Origin of the sequence: Borrelia turicatae 91E135, from assembly GCF_000012085.2 — a bacterium.
Taxonomy (GTDB): Bacteria; Spirochaetota; Spirochaetia; order Borreliales; family Borreliaceae; genus Borrelia; species Borrelia turicatae.
The window spans coordinates 591,687-609,393 of sequence record NC_008710.1; the positions used below are offsets into that span (position 1 = coordinate 591,687).

Here is a 17,707-nt window from a genome sequence, read left to right on the forward strand (position 1 = left end):
TTTATTTTACTACAATAGTTCCTAAAAAATCATCATTTTTATCAAAAACTTTCTTTAAGTTTTGAAGATCAGTTCCATTTAATATGTAAGCTTTGATACCAAGCTTTAGTGCTAGCTTCGTTGCTATTGGGTCAAACGGTAAATTTGAACCAGGCTCCCAGTTTTTTCCAACAATATTTTGTAATTCATTCCAAGTAATATTGCTTAATCCTTTTGCATCATCAAATTTTTTTGGATCTTTATCATAAATTTGATTTACATTGGTTAAATTAATTATTTCATCTGCTTTAAACTTTTCGGCGAACTTTACAGTAATATAATCTGTTGAAAATCCTGCTTTCCATCCTGATGCAATTACTATTTGTCCTTTAAAATGAAAATCTTGAGTTGGATCGCTTACAATATTGTCAATGCAGAGTGGTTGCATTGCTTTGCTGATAAGTTTGGCATTTAGTTTGGTTGCCATTATTCCAATCTCATCAAGTTCATGATTTTTAAACTTAGGATTAATTTGTTTATAAGCATCTTGATATTCTCTTGCCGTTTTTCCTCCTCCTGTAATTAAGATAATTTTTCTTCTATTATCTTCTTGTACCCATTTGAAAATAAGATTTTTAAGATTTTTAATATATTCTATGTTAATTTTGTCAGGATTGATTATTCCACCTCCAAGGCTAATTATTTTTAGCATTTAAACTCCTTATTCTTTGAGTCGATTATCTGTTTCTTTAATTTGTATTTTGTATTATATAGTATTTATATCGAATTTGTTGGAAAATATATTTAAAATCATGTAAGCTTATTAACTATACTATGCAATATTTCCTTATATCTTGTAATTAAGAATATTTAGTATATTTAGTTATTAATCCAGGCTTTTTGTTAAGATTGGTATTTATTTGGAGGGTTTTATGTGTAAGTACAAGGTCTCTGTGATTATTTGTTTTTTTAATTCTGATAGTACCCTTGAAGTTATGATAAAGAGTGCTCTTAATCAAACATTAAGAGATAAAGAAATTATACTTGTGAATGATGGTTCTTACGATAATAGTTTAAAGATAGCTCAAAAATATGCTGATCAGTATGATTGTGTGAAAATTATTAATCAAAAAAATCTAGGAATAGCTGCCTCTAGGAATAATGGCCTTGAAAAGGCAGAAGGAGAATATATAATTTATTGGGATAGTGATGATTCTGTTGAGAATACTATGCTTGAGGTATTATATAATAGGGCAAAGGCCGATAATTCAGATGTTGTTTGTTCTCAATTTTACGTTTACTTTATTGCAAGAAATATTAAAAGAAGATCTGCACTTCCTTTTCCAAATTATCCAATAACTGGGGAAGAGGCTTTTAAAAATTTATTATTAACTGTTTTTGCTAGCTTTTCTAAGAAAAATTTTGTTGTGGGTACATTGTGGGATAAACTGATTCGAAGAGATTTAATTGTAAAAAATGATATCATAGTAAATGATATAATATTAGAAGATATAGTTTTCATGCTTCATGTTTTTTTAAAGGCAGATAAAGTTTCTTTTGTAAATAATTATTTTTATACTAACTTTCAGTGGATGAGAAGTGCCAGTTCATCAATTAATGTAATTAGTAAGGTTTCTTTATCATTTAAGGTTGTGGAAAGTTTTTTAAAGGAAGAAGGAATTTTTGAGAAGTATTTTGAATATTATAAAAGATTTTATTTGCAGCTTTATTATTATATTTCTTTTAAGCAGATTTATATTATAGGTTGGCACATTAAAGATCGACTTGTTTATAAGGCGCATAAAGCAAAACTTATTTCTGTTCTTAATGAGGTTCAAAATTCTAAGGAATTTCAAATTTATTATGCAAGTCTTAAGGGAGCTAGGTTTAGTGAGATTCAGATTTTGCCAAAAATTATGTTAAAAGTTTGGCATCTTAGCGCGAGACTTTATGTTAATTTTTCTCTATTTATTTATAAATCTTTTTTGAAAAATTAGTGTTTTATTATTGTATTTATTATGGACTCTTTTTACAATTTAACATAAAGGAGAATTTTTATTGAAAATAGAATTTATAGATGTTTCATTTTCTTATCGTAAGATCAAAGTTTATTTGGACTTGAATTTAGCTTTTTCAAAGCCACAGACTTACTTGATTCTTGGCAAGAACGGAATGGGAAAAACTACTTTACTTAAGCTTATTAGTGGGCTTTTAAACCCATTAAAAGGAGAAGTTTTATTTAATTCTTTAAAAGTTTTTCCAAGAAATCCTTTAAATTTAGTGAATTTGTTTTTTGTGCCTGAAGAATTTGATTTACCCAGTGTTTCTTTAAATGATTATTATAGGTCTTTGTGTAAGTTTTATCCAAATTTTAGTGAAAAAGATTTTAAAGAGTACTTGTTGAAATTTGAGATAGATATTAATCTAAAGTTTGGCTCTTCTTCTTACGGCCAAAGAAAAAAGAGTATTATTGCTTTTTCTTTGGCTACAGATGTTCCTATTTTGATATTTGATGAACCAACAAATGGTCTTGATATTGCTTCAAAGAATGTTTTTAGAGATATTATAAGTAATTTTAAAAACAAAATAGTTTTTGTTACAGGGCATAATGTTAGAGATTTAGTAGATATTGTAGATCATTTAACCATTATTGGTAATAATAATATTCTTTTTTCGAATTCAGTTTCTTATATTAATAATAGCTATAAAGTTAAGATTGTAGATAAATTAGAAGGGGAAGAGCTTTATTATGAGAAAGTAAAAGGTGGTTTTAAGGCGCTTTATTTTGAGAGTGGTTTTTGCGATGATAATGTTGACCTTGAGTTTTTCTTTTTATATATCACTAGCAATAAATTAAAGGATTTAGCTAATGTTTAGTTTAAAAAGATTTTTTTTGTTATTTAATTTTGATTTTGTCTATCATAGAAAATTATATTTGTATTTTGTTTTTTCAATTTTTTTAGTTTTTCCTTTAATTTATTTTTTTTTAAAAATTTATGGATTTACTAATTTAATTAATTTTGTCTTTATTAATAGCAAATTATTTTTTTTCGTTTTGTTTTGTATTGTGTATATTGTGTCAATATACAATATGTTTGATCATTATAAGCCGATTCATGATTTGCTTAAAGATGTATTTTATTTATCTCTGCCTGTTTCTACTCTAGAGAGATATTTGTTTGTTTTGGTTAAATTTTTATTTATTTTACCTTTGTTTTTAATTATTTGTTGTTATATAAGTCTAAATTTAACTGTGTTATTGGATAAGAATTTTTTTGTGGGAAATCAAATAAATTATCTTTCCTTATATTTTGTTTTTTCATTTTTTAAAGAGACTTGTGTTATCTATTTCGTCGGATTTCCTATATTTTTGTTATCTAGAATTATATTTAAAAATTATCCTTTTTTTAGAGCTATTGTCATTGGAAGCTTGTTTTTTACATTATTGGTTGTCTTTTTTTATTTTGTTATATTTTTTGTTAATACCTATTTATTTAAAGTTGGGAACGATTTTGGTGGTTGGGGTGAGTATTATTTTATTAAATTTATTTGTATGCTTTTTGCAGGATTTATTTATTTTTGTGCATATTTCATTCTTAAAAATTTAGGAAACTTAAATACTAAAGTTAATTTGAGCATTTTAGCGGGAGTCATATCTTTTTTTGCAGTGTTGTTCTTTTTTTTGTTGGCATTTTTAACTATTTTTGTGTACGTATTTCGTTTTTAAGATTTAGTAGTTATATATTTATTTGAATTGAGTGAATGTTGATTTTCATAGCTACTATTTTTTATTAAAATGATATTTTAAAAGTAATTTTTGTTTATTCATAAATTGTATTATGTGGGAAATTTATTTTTGTAAGGATAAAGAGAATATTATTCTTAAATTTATAAATTTTTTTGTAATTATACATTAACCTTACAAGATTGTTGTGGTGTTAAAGATTTTGATTTAATGTGATTTTTAATCATTGGTATTGGTTGTTTAAACTTATTTTTTTTGGAGGATTTTAATGATAGATAATTTAAAAATTTTGGTGGTAACAGGTGGTGTGATTTCTGGAATAGGTAAAGGAGTTACATCTGCAAGTATCGCACGGTTATTTAAGGATAATTTGAAGATAACACCAATTAAATGCGATGGTTATCTAAATACTGACCCTGGTACTATAAATCCTGTTGAGCATGGAGAGGTTTTTGTTCTTGATGATGGTGGAGAGGTTGACATGGATTTTGGTCATTATGAAAGATTTTTAAATCTGAATTCTAAGTCTAATTGGAATATTACTATGGGTAAAATATATAAGAATATTCTTGAAAATGAGAGGCATGGGAAATATTTAGGGAGAACTGTACAGCTTATTCCTCATGTTACTGATGAGATTAGGGAGACAATTTTTAAAATTGCCAAAGAAGAGAGCAGTGAACTTCTAGTAATTGAGATTGGTGGTACTGTAGGGGATATGGAAAATATTTTGTTTATTGAAACAATGAGACAGATAAGATATGAGATTGGGAGTGATAATATTGCTTTTGTGCACTTAACTTATATTCCAAGTCCTGTTGGAATAAATGAGCAAAAGTCTAAGCCTACTCAGCAGAGTGTAAAGACTTTAAATAAAGCTGGAATTTTTCCAGATTTAATTATCGCAAGAAGTTCTCAACTCTTAACAAAACAGATGAGACAAAAAATAGCAATGTTTTGTAATGTTGATACTTTATCCATTATTGATAATACTGATGTTTCAACTATTTATGAAATACCCATATCTTTTTATAAACAGGGATTACACGAAATTTTGGGTTCAAAGTTAAAAATAAATGTTAAGCCTAAGGTGGATGGGCTTGAGCGATTAGTAGGTATAATAAAGAGGAATCTTGTTTCTCCTCAAAGGATTGTAAATATTGCTATTTGTGGTAAATATACTGAGCTTGGTGATTCTTATGCATCAATATTTGAGTCTTTAACCCATGTGTCTGCTAATTTAGATATTTTAGTTAAAACAACTGTAATTGATAGTACTAATTTTGATGAAAGGATGTTAAAGGGTATAGATGGTATAGTAGTGCCTGGTGGATTTGGGGGGAGAGGATATGCAGGTAAAATTCGTGCAATTAAATATGCTCGTGAGAATGATATTCCTTTTCTTGGTATTTGTCTTGGCATGCAACTTGCAGTAATTGAGTTTGCGCGTAATGTTTGTGGAATATTTGATGCTGATACTGAAGAGATTTTATCTGAAGGTAATTCTATATGCAGTTCTATAACCCCTGTTATTCACTTATTGCCTGAGCAAAAGGAATTTACAGATAAGGGTGCTACAATGCGACTTGGAGGTTATTCTGTTTTATTAAAGAAAGATACCCTTGCTTTTAAACTTTATGGAAGTGAGATGATCGTTGAAAGATTTAGGCATAGGTATGAAGTTAATAATGATTATCTTGATTCGTTTAATAATCATGGACTTATTGTGTCTGGATTTTCTGAAGATTTTCGAATAGTGAAAATAATGGAAATACCAAAGAATAAGTTTTTTGTGGGTTGTCAATTTCATCCTGAGCTTATTACAAGATTGGAAAATCCGTCTAAGCTTTTTGTAGGTTTAGTAAAAGCATGTCTTTAATTTTTAAGTCATTTTATTTTGATTGGTTTATTTAATGTATTTCATATATTTAGTATAGTTGGTATGTGAATTCTTTTAAGATATTTTGTTAGGGGGATAAGATGAAGGAAAGTGATATTAAAAAGGCAATTTCGATGAAAAGATTAGTTAAATATTTCTTTGATGAGCTTGAATATAGAATGAAAATACCTTGTCTTAGACCAAATAGTAGAAGTATGAGTAAAAAGTATATACTTCTTAATCTTTTAAGAAAAATAGCTAATCTGCCATTTAATAAACAATATGAAATTGAAGAACAATTTCCCCTTGATATTTCAGGGAAAGGCATACTTACAGATGCAGTTCTTATTAAGAGATTAGATTATGAGAGGTGTGTTATTACTGGTATTATTGAGGCAAGAGCAGAGCATGTTGATCTTGAGTATGAACTTAAGCGGTTTGTGATTCGAAGTGGTAAGGTTAATGTTCTTTTTTGGCAACCCAAAAGAACTATTTTAAAGCAAGATGGAGACTTAATTATATTAGATGCAGATGATATTTTTAAACTTGATAATGATTTTTATTTGCCAGTGATTAAAGAGAAGTTAGAAAATTTTATTAATATTTTTATGAAATTTTTCTCTTATGAAGATGTTTTATTTGAGTATAATAAACTGCACGGTAAGTATTCTTTAGTTAAAAATAAGTAAAATTTGTTATTTTTTAATATATGCAATTTTCTTGGAGATATGGAGAATATAATTTATATATTAAATTTAATTTTAAAAATTCGTGATAAAATATTTTTTGTCAGTATTTCTTCTTAATTTATTATCTTTTAAAGGATCATTAAATTAAGTTGTTTTGATGTTGTTAGAAAATTATTTTTTGTGGTAAAATCTTTTCATGTATAAATTTTCATTTTTTGGTAAGAAAAAATCTGATATGTCTAATTCATTTAAGAATGAATCTTTGAAAAATATAGAAAATGATAATCAATCTTTAAATATGTGTGAATATAAGGTTCCTGTTAAAGAGATGATACAAGGATTTTATCATGCTAGGTCTTCTATTAGTAATGTATTAGTTCGTATTGAATTTTTATATAAAAACTTATTCTTTAACTTTGAGAATATTGGTAAGATCTTTGAATCGCTTATTGAGAAGACAAATAATGCTCGTAGTCAAGTGAGTGTTATTTTTGAAGATATTGAGAAGAATAATGAAGAAAAATTGAAAAGAGTTAGTGCTGTTATTGTAGGTGTGCAAGGAAGTTTGGAGACCATCAATAGTTTTTTAGGTGCAACTAATATGATTTCTCTTAATGCTAAGCTTGAAGCAGCAAGAGCAAAAGAGTATGGAAAAGGTTTTTCTGTTGTTGCTGATGAGATTAAACGGCTCTCAGATCAGGCAAAGAGTGTTATGAGTATGATTTCTGTTAAGGAAATTGAACAAGTATCTAAGGATTTAATTTCTAAAAATATTAAGGAGTTACAATTAGATATTGATAATTTTTTCTCAAATTTGATTGGAGAGCTTATCTCTCTTGGAGATTTATTTAAACATTTTATTAGTCAGCAAAATGAATTTTCAACGTTAATTGGTGAGCTTGAGAATGTTGAAGCTAGTGTTTCTTATTTAGCAAGGAATTGTGATTCTTTGTCTAGTTCTGAAATTTTTATGTATTCTAATGATGAATTTTTAAAAGAATTGGAATTTAGCATTTCAGAACAGATGTCTTGGATGAGTATCGTAAGAGCAATTGTTGAAAATCAAAAGAGAATGCCCATTCAAACTGATCCTATGAAACATGGATTTGGATTGTTTTATAAGGGACTTATTCCAAGGGCTTCCAAAGTTAGAGCAGTTTGGGAAGATATTTATTCTTGTTATTTAAATATTCATAAACTTGTTGTTGAGATAGTAAAAGTATTTGCACAAGATAGTTCTGATGATATCGATTTGAGGCGCGCAAAGGATTTTTTGGTACAAGCTGAAGGTTTATCAGATGAAATTGTTAGTAAACTTGAATCTGTTAAAAAAATAGTGGTTGAATGTGAAAATCAGGGTATTAGTATTTTTGAATAATTGTGTAATTCATTATTCTTTTTAATCTTATTTTTTAAGTGGTTTAAGTTTAATATTTAAAGGTTTATTATATTTAATATTTTGGTTTAGGTTAAGGTATATCTATTAAAAATCAAGTTTTATTTTGGTAAAATAAGTGTAAGTATGGATTTAAAAGTTAAGTTTGTTCATTTGCATGTACATTCAGATTATTCTCTTTTAGATGGAGCGGCCAAGATTACAGATATTGTGGCGAAGGCGAAAAAATGTAATATGTCCCATATTGCATTAACAGATCATGGCAATCTTTTTGGTGCTATGAAGTTTTATAGAGAAGCAAAAGGGGCAGGAATAAAACCCATCATTGGTATGGAAGCTTACATGTCAAGTACCTCAAAGCATATAAAAAAGAATGATGAGCTTGGAAGACCTTATTATCATTTAATTTTTCTTGCAAAGAATGAATTAGGCTATAAGAATTTATTGAAATTGACAAGTGTTTCTTATCTTGAGGGATTTTATTATCGTCCAAGGATTGATAAGGAAGATATTGAAAAATATTCTGAAGGACTTATTTGTACGTCTGCATGTATTGGTGGGATTATTCCTCAATTGATTCTTGCAAATAAATTTGATGATGCAAAGAATGAAATTCTTTGGTTTAAGAGTGTTTTTGGTGATGATTTTTATCTTGAACTTCAGCGTCATGGGATTAAACAACAGGATATAGTTAATGAAAAATTAGTTGCTTATTCTAGAGAGCTTAATGTTTCACTGAGTGTATCTAATGATTCTCACTATGTGAATAAAGAAGATGCAACAGCTCAAGATATTATTGTTTGTATTGGAACGGGTGCTAAGAGAAGTGATCCTAATAGACTTAAAATGGAGACTGATGAGTTTTATCTTAAAACCCAAGAGGAGATGTGTAAACTCTTTAGGGATTTGCCAGAAGCTTTAGCAAATACTTTAAAAATTGCTGAAAAATGTAATGAGTTTGAGATTAAATTTCCAGGTCCTATTTTTCCTGAATATCAAGTACCTAGTGAATTTGATACTCTTAGTCAATATTTAGAGTATTTAACACTTGAAGGTTTAAAGTTTAGATATGCAAATGTAACTGATAGTATTAAAGATCGTGCTTTTTATGAACTCTCAACAATCATCAAGATGGGATTTGAAGCGTATTTTTTAATTGTTTGGGATTTTATTAAATTTGCACATGATAATGGTATTCCCGTTGGTCCTGGGCGTGGCTCTGGGGCTGGTTCTATTGTTGCATATGCTCTTAGAATTACTGATATTGATCCTTTGAAATATAATCTACTTTTTGAGAGATTTTTAAATCCTGAACGTGTGTCCATGCCTGATTTTGATATTGATTTTTGCTTTGAAGGTAGAGATGAAGTTATAAAGTATGTTACAAGAAAATATGGTGAGGATAAGGTTGCACAGATAATTACTTTTGGAACCTTAAAGCCTAAGGCTGTATTTAAAGATGTGGGCAGAGTGCTAGATATTCCTTTTACAGAATCTAATGAACTAACTAAGCTTATTCCCGATGGTCCAAAAGTTTCTTTAAGAGAAGTTTTCAAAGATAAAGCTCTAAAGGCATATTTAAATAAGGGAGTTGTTTATAATGAGTTGATGGAAGCGGCGCTTGTTCTTGAAGGCATGAATCGATATGTCTCAACTCATGCGGCAGGTATTGTGATTGCTAGAACTCCTTTAACAGATTATGTTCCACTTTATAAGGATTATAAGCAAAACACAGTTTCTACACAGTATACCATGGACTTGTTAGAAGATTGTGGTCTTGTAAAGATGGATTTTCTTGGACTTAAGACATTGACTTTAATAAAGAATGCAGAAAATCTTATTAGGATTACTAATCCTAATTTTAGCATTGCTAATATTTCTGATAGTGATGTTAAGACTTTCAAAATGCTTTCTGAGGGACGTAGTGCTTCTGTTTTTCAATTTGAATCTGAAGGTATGCAGCAAGTTTTAAGGGAGGCAAAACCTGACAGTATTGAAGATTTAATTGCTTTAAATGCACTCTATCGACCAGGTCCTATGCAGTTTATACCTCAATTTATTGCGGCTAAGACAGGGACTAAGCGGATTAGATATCCTCATCCAGATTTAAAAGAAGTTTTAAAGCCAACTTATGGAGTTATTGTTTATCAAGAACAGGTAATGGAAGTTGCAAGGATTATTGGTGGTTTTTCTCTTGGAAAAGCAGATATCTTAAGACGTGCAATGGGGAAGAAGAAAGAAGATGAGATGAACAAAATGAAGGTCGACTTTATAAAAGGTGCTCTTAGTAAAGGTTATGATGAAACTCTTGCAAATGACATATTTGAGCTTTTAAAACCCTTCGCTGGTTATGGCTTTAATAAATCTCATGCAGCTGCGTATTCTTTAATAGCTTATCAAACAGCATATCTTAAGGCCAATTATCCTGAGAATTTTATGGCTGCTAACTTGACAAATGAGATTAATAATACTGAAAAGCTGTCTTATTATATTGAAGAAGCGAAGTCGATGGGGATCAATGTTTTAAAACCCGATATAAATCAGTCTTTTAAAGAATTTAGTGTAGTGGGATTGAATATTTCTTATGGTCTTAATGGGATTAAGAATATCGGTGGTTTAATAGTTGATCTTATAATTACTGAGAGGCAAGAAAATGGTGAATATAAATCTTTTGAAGACTTTATTAGAAGAGTGGATGATAAGGTTATAAATAAAAAATTTCTTGAGGCTGCAATAAAGTCTGGACTTTTTGACAGTCTTGGTCAAAATAGAAAAACACTTTTTGAAAATCTTGATAAATTAATAGATTTTGTAATAAAAGATAGGAATGATAAAAAACTTGGTCAGAATAGTTTGTTTGGCTCTATTGGCTCTCAAGACGCTATTCAGCAAAGTTTTAATTATCATGTATTTGAGGAATATTCTTATCCTGAACTTTTAAGATTTGAGAGAGAACTTTTAGGTTTTTATGTATCTGGGCATCCTCTTGACCATTATAAACCCGAACTAGAACGCTTTACAAACTTTAATGTTTTAGAAGATCTTGCTGTGAAAAAAGATACTACTGTTAAATTTGCTGGTAGTTTAAATGTGGTAAGGGTTATTCGTACTAAGAGAAATAATGCTAGGATGGCCTTTGGAGTTATTGAAGATTTTAAAGGTGAGATGGACATTATAGTTTTTGCTGCAAGTTATGAAAAATATAATCATTTATTGATTGAAGGTGATGTGATTGGTGTTATAGGTAAGCTTAGATTTGAGAGAGATAAATTTTCAATAATTGTTGAAAAAGTTTTAAGTATTGAAGAAATTTCTGTAAATAATGAGAATAAGATTAATAATCTTCATATTAAATTTTCTAATGAAAGACTCGGTGATTCTCATCTTCTTTATTCTCTAAAGGATAAAATCTTTAATCTTGAAGATCATACCGGGTTTTCACATGTTTATCTTTATTTAAAAAATGATGATAAAAGCTTGAAACTTAAAATGGATTTAACCTTAAATTTTAAGCCTGATGAGTTTAAACTTAATGAGTTAAGATGTCATGAAATAGTGGAGGATATTTGGTTTGATTAGGAGGATTAGTTGTGATAATAGAGACTTTAATTTTGTTTTTAAACATTTATAGAATTTTAATTTTGATTAGAATTTTTCTTAGTTGGCTTGTATCCTCAGGAATTAATACTAGTGCTTTTTTTAGATTTATATATAATTCAACAGAGCCATTTTTATCGATTTTTAGAAGGATTCGATTTTTTCGGTTTGGTATATATGATTTTTCACCAATTGCAGCTTTAATTACTCTTTCAATAGTTGAGAGAATGTTATCTTACGGTGATTATAAACTTTCTACATTTGTTATATTGTTTATTATTGAAGTTTGGGGGATCTTGAGAAGTGTTTTTTTTGCTCTTATCTTTTTCTTTGTTTTGAGATTCATATTTTTATTTTTACACTTATTTGATGGTACTGATTTCATGAGAAGCGTTGATTCATTTTTAATGCCCTTGTCTGTTAAGATAAGCAATATGGTTACAGATAAAAATATGTCTTATACTATTAATTTAATTGTGGCAGGAGCATTGTTGTTGGCATTTATAATCATTTGTGAGCAAGCTATATGGGCTATTAGTATTCTGGGCTTTTATTTGCCTTTTTAGGGATTGTTCATGTTTTTACATGAATTTCAATATGATTTACAGGGTATAAGTGGTCTTGGTAATAAGGGAATTGATAGATTACATAATCTGAACATTACAAATATCAAAGAACTTATAGAATATTTTCCTAAAAAATATGAAGATCGTCAAAATATAAAAACTTTTCCAGATCCACTGGAAGTGAGAAGTTGTGAACTCATGACAGTTTTTGTTGTTTTGGAACATAGAAATTTTGGGAGTAATTCTAAGAAAAATTTAAAAATTATAGCTCAGAGTGAAAATGATGAAATATTTGAAATTCTTCTTTTTAATAGGGGATTTTTAGAAGGGGTTTTTAAGGTAGGTCAAAAATTCTATATTTATTCTAAATTCAATTACAGTGATTATACTCAAATGTGGAGTTGTTCTAATTTTGATAGTGAAGTGTTTAGTTATAATCCTGAAAGATTTAAAAAAATTATGCCGGTTTATTCTCTTGGTGAAGGACTGACTTCTAAAAAGATATCGTCTTATGTAAAAGAAGCTCTTATTTATTTTTTAAAGTTTGGGAAGTCAGACATCCCTGATTTTTTGATAAATAAGTATTCATTATTGTCCCTTCATGACGCTTTAAATGAAATTCATTTTCCAACTTCTCTTGAAATGCTTGATAGAGCAAAAAAGACTTTGATTTATAGAGAAATTTTTTTGCTTCAGTTTTTTTCAAGAGGGAAAAGTTCTTTGGTTTTTTTAAGGAAAGAAAAGCATCTACCTATGAATTTGCTTGATCAAGTTGTTTTAAAATTGCCATTTAGGCTTACAAAAGATCAGGAAGTTGTAATTAGTGAAATAATTGATGATCTTAAAAGTAATAAGCCAATGAATAGATTATTGCAAGGTGATGTTGGAAGTGGCAAGACTCTTGTTGCGTTTCTCTCTAGTATTCCTCTAATTGAAGCTGGGTATCAAGTTGCATTGATGGTGCCTACTGATCTTTTGGCACGGCAACATTATAATAATCTATCAAATATGTTAAAAGATTTTAATATTTCAATAGCTCTTTTGACTGGTAGTTTGAAAACGAAAAATAGAAATGATGTTTTAGAAAAAATTCAAAGTGGCACTTATAGTTTAGTAATTGGGACTCATGCTATCTTTTCTCAAAGAACAAAATTTAAAAAATTAGCTTATGTTATTATTGATGAACAGCATAAATTTGGTGTTGAGCAGAGAGAGAAGCTTAAAAATAAGGGAGAAGAAGTTGATATGCTTTTAATGTCAGCAACCCCTATTCCTAGAAGCTTAGCTTTGACTCTCTTTGGTGATCTTGAGGTATCTTTAATTAAGAGAGGTCCTGCAGGTCGAAGACCTGTTACTACTTATTTAGCGAAGCATGGAAATGAGGATAAGGTATATGAATTTTTAAACAATGAGCTTGGAAAAGGACATCAGGTTTATTTTGTTTATCCTTTAATATCATCTTCAGAGAAGTTTAATTTAAAAGATGTTACTAGTATGTGTTTAAATCTTAAGAATATTTTTGTTGAATATTCTGTTGCAATGATTCATTCTAAGCTTGAATCTCATGTTAAAGAAGAAATTATGCGTGATTTTTATTTGAAAAAAATAGATATTTTAGTTTCAACAAGTGTTATTGAAGTTGGTATTGATTGCTTAAATGCAACTTGCATCGTAGTAGAGCATGCTGAGCGTTTTGGACTTTCTGCTTTGCATCAGATTAGAGGGCGTGTTGGTAGGGGTAGCTTAAAGTCTTTTTTATTTTTACTTTATAAGGAACCTTTAACAGAAGCGGGAAAATTTAGACTTAAAACTATAAAGGAGAATATAGATGGTTTTAAAATAGCAGAAGAAGATCTTAAATTAAGAGGTCCTGGCAATTTATTTGGTCTTGAGCAAACTGGTTATTTGAAACTTAAGATAGCTGATTTTGTTGAAGATAAAGAAGTCATAAGTTTGATTAGAGAAGAACTTACTATGTTTTTTTTAAATAAGGCTTTTTATGATAAAGCAGATATTGAATTACTTGATAGTCTTTTGGTCTCATATTTAAGATTTGTTGGTAAAGAGAATTAATATTAGTTTGTATATTTTTGAATTAAAGTTGAAAGTTCTTTTTTATGTTCATGCCAAAACTTGAAAAGTTTATACTGTAAATTGTTGAAGTATTTTTTTTGCAAAATGCATGCTTGTTTACCAATATACATGTAATGCCAAGGCTCTGATTTATAACCAGTTTCTATTTCATGATCCTTCGGATACGATAATGAGAATCCATGCTTGAATGAATTCTCATAAAGCCATTTACCCGCTTTTGTATTTAGTAAATTATCATCTATTTGGATGAAATCTATGGTTGTTCCTAGTTGGTGTTGTGAGTGATCAGGAATTGCTGATTGGATTTTTGCTAGCTTAAGTCCGTAAGTTTTTACATTATGTTCAAATAAAAATTTTTGATATTCTCTTGTTCTGTATGCTGACACTATTTTTATTTGTAAGCCATTTTCTCTTCCTGCCTTTACAAGATTAGTTAAGTCGTCTATTAATATTTTTCTTAACTTTAAGTTTTTTTTTCCAATATTTTTTAATTCTTTGAAATCTTTCAAATAAACTAAATCAGTTGGGTTATATCCTTTAGGAATTGGGATTTTTTTGTTTACAAGTATTAAGAGGTCATTCTTTTCTGCTTCAAGCAGTGGTTTAAGTTCTTTGATAAATTGAATAGGTTTTTCTTTTATTTGTTTTTGATAAGATTTATCTAAAATTTTTATAATTTTAAATAAACTTTTAAAGTCTTTTCTTGATATTGTGTTTGCTTGTAAAGTTAAGTTATTAACTAATAGTATTAGTGAAAATATATTTAATGATCTCATAAAAATATAATTATATTATATATATTATAATTTGTTTTTGTCGTGTGAGTAATTTTTATTGATAAAAGTGATAAACTAGATAAGATATGCTGACAAAGTTTAACAAGTATCGTTCAATACTAAGAGAATTATTGGTATTGGCTATTCCTACGGTTTTTGAGTCTTTTTTATTTCAATTGGTAACATTTTTTGATAATTATATGATTGCTTATTTAGGATCTGCGCAAGTGACAGGGACTTCTCTTGCTAATAGGATAACTTTTCTTTGTTTTATTGTTATATTTGCATTGGGTACTACGCTTAGTGCTTATGCTTCTCAAGCATTTTCTAAGGGAAAATTTACACATGTTAAGCAGGCATTTGCTTATGCTTTGATAATTGGAATTACTATTGGAATTATTTTTTTTTGTATGTCCTTTGTTTTTTCAAAGGAGCTTATTAAGCTATTCATAGAAGAAAATGAGTCTTTAAATTTTGGAATGGATTATTTAAAAATTGTTTCTATTTCTTACATTTTTATGTCTTATTCTTTTTTATCTGCTATGGGGTTTAAGAGTATTAAGGATATAAAGGTACCTTTAGTTGTTACTATATTTGTTGTATTAATGAATATTATTTTAAATTATATCTTTATTTTTGGGTTTAATATGGGAATAAGGGGGGCCGCTTATGCTACTTTGCTTGCTAGGATTAGTGAATTTGTCTTTTATTTTTTTTATAACTTTTTGAATGTAAAATCTTATTATCATCTTAAAATAAGTGATTTCTTTGTTTCAAATAGTGTTAAAGTGGCTTATTTAAAGATACTGATTCCTGTTTTTTTACATGAAATCTGTTGGGTTTTAAGCATAACTATTTTGCATGCTTTTTATGCTCGGCTTGGAAGTAGTGAATATGCATCTTTTGCAGTAGCTTCTAATATTTTAGATTTATACTTTGTTGTGATGCATGGGATGGGAGTTGCAACTGGTGTTATTATTGGGCATTTGATGGTAAATGATAAGGAACAGGTTAGAGCATTGGGAATATTTTTGTCAGTTATTGGATTTATTTTGGGATTTTTTGTGGCCTTTATTCTTTGCTTAACATCTAAAATTGTTCCTATTATTTTTAGTAATTTGGATTCTCCTGAGCTTGTTAGCACTTTTATCTCTATTTTTGCAAGTATTGTTGTTTTTAAGGGTTTTACAGCTCAGACACTTGTTGGTGTTTTTAGGGCCAGTGGAATTCCTAATATTTGTTTTTATATTGAGGCGGGAGTTATTGTTTTTTATACATTGCCAGTTGCTTATTTTTTAGTTTTTTTTACAAATTTTAGATTGCCATTAATAGTTTTTATTGTCAATCTTGAGGAGATCTTTAAGAATATATTTATTTTAATAGAGTTTTTTAAAAATAATTGGATAAAGGACATTCATTATGAAGAACTGACTTAATTTTTAAAATATATTATAATGACAATTAGGATATTGTATGAGCAATGTGGATTTAAAATTCATTTTGATTTTATTTAATAAAGGAATTCTCGCTACTTTTTTATAGTGTATTTGTTTAAGTTGAATTTGTTTATTTTTTTTGATAATTTGAAAACTTGCTGTTTTTATGTTTAGTAGGAGGTTATGTATTCATTAAGCAAATCCAAGAAAAACAGTGTGTATCAAGATATTTTAAATATTGCAGTTCCAACAGCCATTGAATTCTTTTTATTTAATGTTGTTGCATTTACAGATAATATTATGGTGTCTTACCTTGGTGATTATCCTGTTGTTGGAGTTTCTCTTGCAAATAAATTGTTTGAACTCTTTAGTACTATTGCCTTTACCGTAATGGGAGCTTATAACATATTGGCAACAAGACAATATGCCCAAGGTGATATTGATAATTTTAAAAATACGTTTTTTATTAGCATTTTAATTCTTTTATTTTTTTCCTTTTTATTTATAGTAATTTCATTATTTTATTCATATTTTTTTCTTGGGTTGTTATCTGATGATCCAGTAGCTATCTTTTATGGAGTATCTTATCTTAATATTGCTGTTTATTCTTTTATATTTGCAGTTGTTAAGGGAATTATTGCTAATTCACTGAAAGTTGTTAAAATAACCAAAATTCAAATTGCTACTTCTGTTATTTCAGTTGTTTTAAATGTGGTTTTTAACTATTTATTTATTTTTGTGCTTAATATGGGGGTAGTTGGTGCTGCTATTGCAACTACATTGGTTAGATTGATTGAGCTTGTTTTTTATCTTCTTTATACTGTTTTTAATATAAATTCACATTTTTACCTTAAGATTAAAAATCTAAAAATCAATCCTGTGATATTTTCTGAGCTAATTAAGGTCTTTGTTCCAATTTTTTTAAATGATTTTATTTGGTATTTGGGATATTTTGGTTTAATTGCAATCTTTTCAAGAATTGATACGGCTAAATATGCAGCTTATAGTATAACTTTTTCTACTTATTTTATCGGGCTTAATATAACTTATGCTTTTTGCTTTGCTGTTAATATTGTGATGGGACATGAGATGAATAATGATAAAAGGGAAATCATGTCTGTTGCAGTATATCTAGGCAAAATAGGTTTTGTTTTGGCTTTTTTGACTTCTCTTATAATATTTGCTTTATCATTTATAGTGCCCCATATTTTTTATAAATTAGAGCATGCAGATCTTATGGGAGTTATGCTAAGATATTATGCTATTTCAGCTTTTTTTACCTCCCTTGCGTTTCAATATTTATTTGGGTTTTTTCGTGCAGGTGCAGCTCCAAACTTTGGAGCTATTATGGAATGTTCTGTGACTTTCATTTATACAATTCCTGTTGCATACTTTTTGGCAAATTATACTCAAACTCCATTTGAACTTATTGTTTTTATTCCAACTCTTGAAGATGTAATTAAATTTGGTATTTCTCTCCCTTATTTTTATAGTACTAAGTGGATTAAATCTATTAAAACAGGTTAATTATTTTGTTATAATACTTGTGC

13 protein-coding genes are annotated in these 17,707 nt (G+C 28.4%); 11 read left to right on the forward strand and 2 right to left on the reverse strand.

Annotated features, from left to right (window positions below):
* Position 1 precedes the first annotated feature (1 nt).
* A complete protein-coding gene (pyrH, locus tag BT0_RS02880) occupies positions 2–691 on the reverse strand; it encodes a UMP kinase (RefSeq protein WP_011772514.1) in 690 nt (229 codons plus the stop codon).
* A 220-nt stretch (positions 692–911) separates the two neighbouring features.
* On the opposite strand from pyrH, the gene BT0_RS02885 reads away from it, so the two are divergent.
* From BT0_RS02885 to recG, 9 genes are all read left to right on the forward strand, one after another.
* On the forward strand, positions 912–1,976 hold the full coding sequence (locus BT0_RS02885) for a glycosyltransferase family 2 protein (protein WP_041178498.1): 1,065 nt from the start codon (positions 912–914) through the stop codon (positions 1,974–1,976).
* 61 nt (positions 1,977–2,037) lie between these two features.
* Entirely contained in the window at positions 2,038–2,856 is an 819-nt protein-coding gene (locus tag BT0_RS02890) for an ATP-binding cassette domain-containing protein (protein ID WP_011772516.1), read from the forward strand.
* A gap of 199 nt (positions 2,857–3,055) precedes the next feature.
* On the forward strand, positions 3,056–3,706 hold the full coding sequence (locus BT0_RS02895; protein WP_236842848.1) for an ABC transporter permease: 651 nt from the start codon (positions 3,056–3,058) through the stop codon (positions 3,704–3,706).
* Between the two features lie 286 nt (positions 3,707–3,992).
* Positions 3,993–5,603 carry a glutamine hydrolyzing CTP synthase gene (gene pyrG / locus BT0_RS02900; RefSeq protein WP_011772518.1) on the forward strand — a complete coding sequence of 537 codons (1,611 nt, stop codon included), beginning with the start codon at positions 3,993–3,995 and terminating at the stop codon, positions 5,601–5,603.
* Positions 5,604–5,704: 101 nt separating this feature from the next.
* Positions 5,705–6,292 carry a hypothetical protein gene (locus tag BT0_RS02905; RefSeq protein ID WP_011772519.1) on the forward strand — a complete coding sequence of 196 codons (588 nt, stop codon included), beginning with the start codon at positions 5,705–5,707 and terminating at the stop codon, positions 6,290–6,292.
* Positions 6,293–6,488: 196 nt separating this feature from the next.
* Positions 6,489–7,670 carry a methyl-accepting chemotaxis protein gene (locus tag BT0_RS02910; RefSeq protein WP_011772520.1) on the forward strand — a complete coding sequence of 394 codons (1,182 nt, stop codon included), beginning with the start codon at positions 6,489–6,491 and terminating at the stop codon, positions 7,668–7,670.
* 144 nt (positions 7,671–7,814) lie between these two features.
* On the forward strand, positions 7,815–11,267 hold the full coding sequence (gene dnaE / locus BT0_RS02915) for a DNA polymerase III subunit alpha (protein ID WP_011772521.1): 3,453 nt from the start codon (positions 7,815–7,817) through the stop codon (positions 11,265–11,267).
* A gap of 11 nt (positions 11,268–11,278) precedes the next feature.
* Positions 11,279–11,851 (forward strand): YggT family protein, encoded by a 573-nt coding sequence (locus BT0_RS02920; RefSeq protein ID WP_011772522.1) that lies wholly within the window; start codon positions 11,279–11,281, stop codon positions 11,849–11,851.
* A 9-nt stretch (positions 11,852–11,860) separates the two neighbouring features.
* Positions 11,861–13,924 (forward strand): ATP-dependent DNA helicase RecG, encoded by a 2,064-nt coding sequence (gene recG, locus BT0_RS02925; protein WP_041178499.1) that lies wholly within the window; start codon positions 11,861–11,863, stop codon positions 13,922–13,924.
* A gap of 2 nt (positions 13,925–13,926) precedes the next feature.
* On the opposite strand, the gene BT0_RS02930 is transcribed toward recG, so the two are convergent.
* Positions 13,927–14,721 carry a M15 family metallopeptidase gene (locus BT0_RS02930; protein ID WP_011772524.1) on the reverse strand — a complete coding sequence of 265 codons (795 nt, stop codon included), beginning with the start codon at positions 14,719–14,721 and terminating at the stop codon, positions 13,927–13,929.
* A gap of 86 nt (positions 14,722–14,807) precedes the next feature.
* Here BT0_RS02930 and BT0_RS02935 point away from each other — a divergent pair, with 86 nt between their 5' ends.
* A complete protein-coding gene (locus BT0_RS02935; protein WP_011772525.1) occupies positions 14,808–16,157 on the forward strand; it encodes an MATE family efflux transporter in 1,350 nt (449 codons plus the stop codon).
* Between the two features lie 183 nt (positions 16,158–16,340).
* Complete coding sequence (locus BT0_RS02940; RefSeq protein WP_011772526.1) at positions 16,341–17,684, forward strand: MATE family efflux transporter; 1,344 nt, start codon at positions 16,341–16,343, stop codon at positions 17,682–17,684.
* Positions 17,685–17,707 lie beyond the last annotated feature (23 nt).

What these genes read in the sequence shown, in the direction of transcription:
- pyrG (WP_011772518.1), top strand. Translation starts at nt 3,993, where the DNA reads ATGATAGATAATTTAAAAATTTTGGTGGTAACAGGTGGTGTGATTTCT.
- recG (WP_041178499.1), top strand. Translation starts at nt 11,861, where the DNA reads ATGTTTTTACATGAATTTCAATATGATTTACAGGGTATAAGTGGTCTT.
- BT0_RS02935 (WP_011772525.1), top strand. Translation starts at nt 14,808, where the DNA reads ATGCTGACAAAGTTTAACAAGTATCGTTCAATACTAAGAGAATTATTG.
- dnaE (WP_011772521.1), top strand. Translation starts at nt 7,815, where the DNA reads ATGGATTTAAAAGTTAAGTTTGTTCATTTGCATGTACATTCAGATTAT.
- BT0_RS02940 (WP_011772526.1), top strand. Translation starts at nt 16,341, where the DNA reads ATGTATTCATTAAGCAAATCCAAGAAAAACAGTGTGTATCAAGATATT.
- BT0_RS02905 (WP_011772519.1), top strand. Translation starts at nt 5,705, where the DNA reads ATGAAGGAAAGTGATATTAAAAAGGCAATTTCGATGAAAAGATTAGTT.
- BT0_RS02930 (WP_011772524.1), bottom strand. Translation starts at nt 14,721, where the DNA reads ATGAGATCATTAAATATATTTTCACTAATACTATTAGTTAATAACTTA.
- pyrH (WP_011772514.1), bottom strand. Translation starts at nt 691, where the DNA reads ATGCTAAAAATAATTAGCCTTGGAGGTGGAATAATCAATCCTGACAAA.
- BT0_RS02885 (WP_041178498.1), top strand. Translation starts at nt 912, where the DNA reads ATGTGTAAGTACAAGGTCTCTGTGATTATTTGTTTTTTTAATTCTGAT.
- BT0_RS02910 (WP_011772520.1), top strand. Translation starts at nt 6,489, where the DNA reads ATGTATAAATTTTCATTTTTTGGTAAGAAAAAATCTGATATGTCTAAT.